Source organism: Salinicola sp., assembly GCF_982684285.1.
The window spans coordinates 1-3,533 of the sequence record NZ_CEXLVS010000337.1 but is presented as its reverse complement, the minus strand read 5'-3'; the positions used below and the strand labels follow the sequence as shown (position 1 = coordinate 3,533).

The 3,533-nt window shown below is 64.5% G+C and carries 3 protein-coding genes; all 3 read left to right on the top strand.

The features are described 5' to 3' along the window. Positions 1-742, top strand: a 742-nt coding sequence (locus AC3AYF_RS19390; protein ID WP_295041218.1) for a (Fe-S)-binding protein, incomplete at its 5' end; no start/stop codon positions are given. A gap of 265 nt (positions 743-1,007) precedes the next feature. After that, complete coding sequence (locus AC3AYF_RS19385; protein WP_295041216.1) at positions 1,008-2,567, top strand: sodium:solute symporter family transporter; 1,560 nt, start codon at positions 1,008-1,010, stop codon at positions 2,565-2,567. A gap of 95 nt (positions 2,568-2,662) precedes the next feature. Further along, positions 2,663-3,533, top strand: an 871-nt coding sequence (locus AC3AYF_RS19380; protein WP_487780211.1) for a Gfo/Idh/MocA family protein, incomplete at its 3' end; no start/stop codon positions are given.

The window sequence follows — 3,533 nt, the reverse complement described above, 5'->3', positions numbered from 1 at the left end:
AGTGGTGCTGTTCGTCGATACCTTCAACAACTACTTCGAGGGCGACAACGCCGCCGCGGCGCGGCGCGTGCTGGAAGCCGCGGGCTACCGTGTCCATTTCAACGTCCGTGAGGGCGAGCGGCCACTCTGTTGCGGACGAACCTACCTGGCGGCAGGGCGCGTGGATCGGGCCAAGGAAGAAGCACGCCGCACCCTCGGGACCCTGATGCCCTACGTCGAACGCGGCGTCAAGATCGTCGGGCTCGAGCCCTCGTGCCTGCTGACGTTGCGCGACGAGTTTCTGCACTTTGGTTTTGGTGATGAGGGGACGCGGCTGGCGGAGGCCGCCATGCTGTTCGAGGAGTTCCTGGTCGCGGAGAAGCAGGCGGGACGGCTGAACCTGGCACTCGAGCCGCTGGCGGTCAGCCGGGCCAAGGTCCACGGTCACTGTCATCAGAAAGCCTTCGATGCCTTTACGCCGGTGATGACGGTGCTGAACTGGATTCCCGGGCTCGAGGTCGAGGCGATCGTCTCTTCGTGTTGTGGCATGGCGGGCAGCTTCGGTTACGAGGCGGAGCATATCGAAGCCTCGCAACAGATGGCGGAGCTTTCGCTGCTGCCGGCGGTTCGTGAAGCGGGCGAGGACGCCTGGATCGTGGCCGACGGCACCAGCTGCCGCCATCAGATTCTCGACGGCGCCGGACGCGAGGCGCTGCACGTGGCAAGAGTGCTGGAGGCGTCTTTATCCGGCAATCCGCATTAGACATTGGTCGTATCTTTCGTATGACTGAAAGGGCCAATCGTCCCCGGTGATCTGGCAATGCCAAGGCGCTCGTCGACCATGCGGCGGGCGTCTTTTGCACTCCCGAGTCATGCAACCCGCTGTCCGGGAATGGAATTTCGACCGTGTGCTGACTAACCTTTGGATCGTGAACGCCTGAATGGGCGTCATCGCGACGGATGGCCATTGGTGCCATCGCGCCGCCATCGCTCGCCAAAACAACCACAGATCAAAAGCGAACGCGCTCATGGATGATCTTCAATTCTGGGATTTCGCGGTCATCGCGGCCTATTTCCTGATCGTCACCTTCATCGGCTACAAGACGGCCCGGGGCAAGACCACGCCGGAGGAGCTGTTTCTGGCGGGGAGAAGCCTGGGCCCGCTGGCGATCGGCTTCTCGCTGTTCGCCTCCAATATCTCCTCGGATACGCTGATCGGCCTGCCCGGGGCCGCCTACCAGCACGGCATCTCCGCCGCCAACTACGAGTGGATGGCCGGCGTGGTGCTGATGTTCACCGCCATCTTCGTGCTGCCGGTACTGATGCGGGCCCGTATCACCACCATGCCGGAACTGATGGAGCGCCGCTTCGACTCCAGGCTGCGCAAGTATCTCTCGGTGATCACGCTGTTCCTGTCGATCATCCTCGATACCGCCGGCACGCTCTATGCCGGTGGCCTGATCGTCACCACCTTCATCCCCGGCACCAACCTGTGGGAGGTGTGCGCGCTGCTGGCGCTGTTCACCAGCATCTACACCGCCTTCGGCGGGCTGCGCGCGGTGGTCTACACCGACGTGATGCAGGCCTGCGTGCTGATCGGCGGGTCGGCGGCGATGACCTGGATCATCTTCGGCCACTTCGACTACAGCTGGTCGACGGTCAAGGAGGCGGTCAGCCCGGAGAAGCTGTCGCTGATTCGGCCGCTGGACGATCCCAGCGTGCCGTGGCTGGGCCTGATCACCGGGGTCCCGATCGTCGGCTTCTACTACTGGTCGATGAACCAGTACGTGGTTCAGCGTCTGCTGGGCGCGCGGGACATCCAGGCGGCGGGGCGGGCGTCGATCTTCGCCGCGGCGCTGAAGCTGTTGCCGATCTTCATCATGACCATTCCCGGGGCGATGGTGATCCCGCTGCTGCCGGGGCTCGAGCATCCCGATCAGGTCTATCCGAAAATGGTGCAGGAGTTCACACCGACCGGGCTTACCGGGTTGATCCTGGCCGGCCTGATCGCGGCGCTGATGTCGACACTCTCCTCGACGCTCAACTCCTCGGCGACGCTGCTGACGCTGGATTTCATCAAACCGGCAAGACCTGATCTCAGCGATGCCCAACTGGCCAGATGGGGGCGAATCTGTACCTTCATCCTGGCCGCCATCGCCGCGCTCTGGGGGCCGATGATCCAGTACTTCTCGGGGCTGTGGGCCTACCTGCAGCAGGTGTTCGCCTTCGTCGCCTCGCCGCTGGTGGCGACCTTCCTGATGGGGCTGTGGGTCAAGTCGCTGGGCTCGTCGGCGGCGCTGAGTGGTCTGGCCAGTGGTCATATTCTCAGCGCGATACTTTTCGTGCTGGTGGAGACCGGCGTGCTGCCGATCCACTTCACCATCATCGGCGGCATCCTGTTCGCGGCGACCGCGCTGTTCACCTGGCTCTGGAAGGTGCGACTCGGCGCCGGCGACCGGCCCGATGGCGAAGATGCACGGATCGCGGTCATCGCCAAAGAGGGATTGGAGCGGGTACCTCGTGATGTCATGATCGGCATCGTCATCGTCTCGGTGCTGACCGCCATCATCGTCTATCTGCTGCGCTGAGGGCGCCGCCGGGGCCGTTTTTCTCTCAAGGGTCGCTCGGTATGCCAATGCCGGGCGGCTTTCGATTTCAAGGCTGCTATCCACAAGGACCTGTCATGGACACCCTTCGTCTCGCGATCGTGGGCTACGGCAAGATCGCCCGCGATCAGCATCACCCGGCCATCGCCAATGATCCCCGCCATCGACTGACGGCCGTTGCCAGTCGCAACGCCTCCGTACCCGAGGTGGCAAATTTCGAGAGCCTCGAGGCGCTGCTGGAGCAGGGCCCCGAGATCGACGCGGTCTCGCTGTGCACGCCGGCCGGGGTTCGTACCCAGCAGGCGCGGCTGGCCATGGCCCACGGCAAGCACGTGATGCTGGAAAAGCCGCCCGGCGCCACGCTGGCCGAGATCGAAACCCTGCGCGAAGACGCCGAACGCCATGACGTCACGCTGTTCGCCTCCTGGCACTCCCGGCACGCCCACGGGGTGGCGGGTGCGAAGCGCTGGCTGGCGCAACGTCAGGTTCGCCGTGTCGATATCGAGTGGAAGGAGGACGTGCGGGTCTGGCACCCGGGGCAGGCCTGGATCTGGCAGCCGGGCGGCATGGGCGTGTTCGATCCCGGCATCAACGCGCTGTCGATCGCCACCGCGATCCTGCCGCGCCCGTTCCACCTGGTCGACGCCCAGTTGCAGGTGCCCGGCAACTGCCAGACGCCGATCGCCGCCTCGCTGGATTTCGTCGACGGCGAAAACGTGCCGATCCACGCCGAGTTCGATTTTCGCCAGCAGGGCACCCCGCCGATCTGGGAGATCCATGTCGAGACCGATGCCGGGCGGCTGACGCTGGAAGCGGGCGGCAGAAGACTGTTGATCGACGGCGAGCTGCAGGAGGAAGGCCCAGACGCGGAATACGCCGGGCTCTTTGCGCGTTTCGCCGAACTAATCGCCGAGGGTCGTTCCGACGTCGATGTCAGCCCGTTCCGGC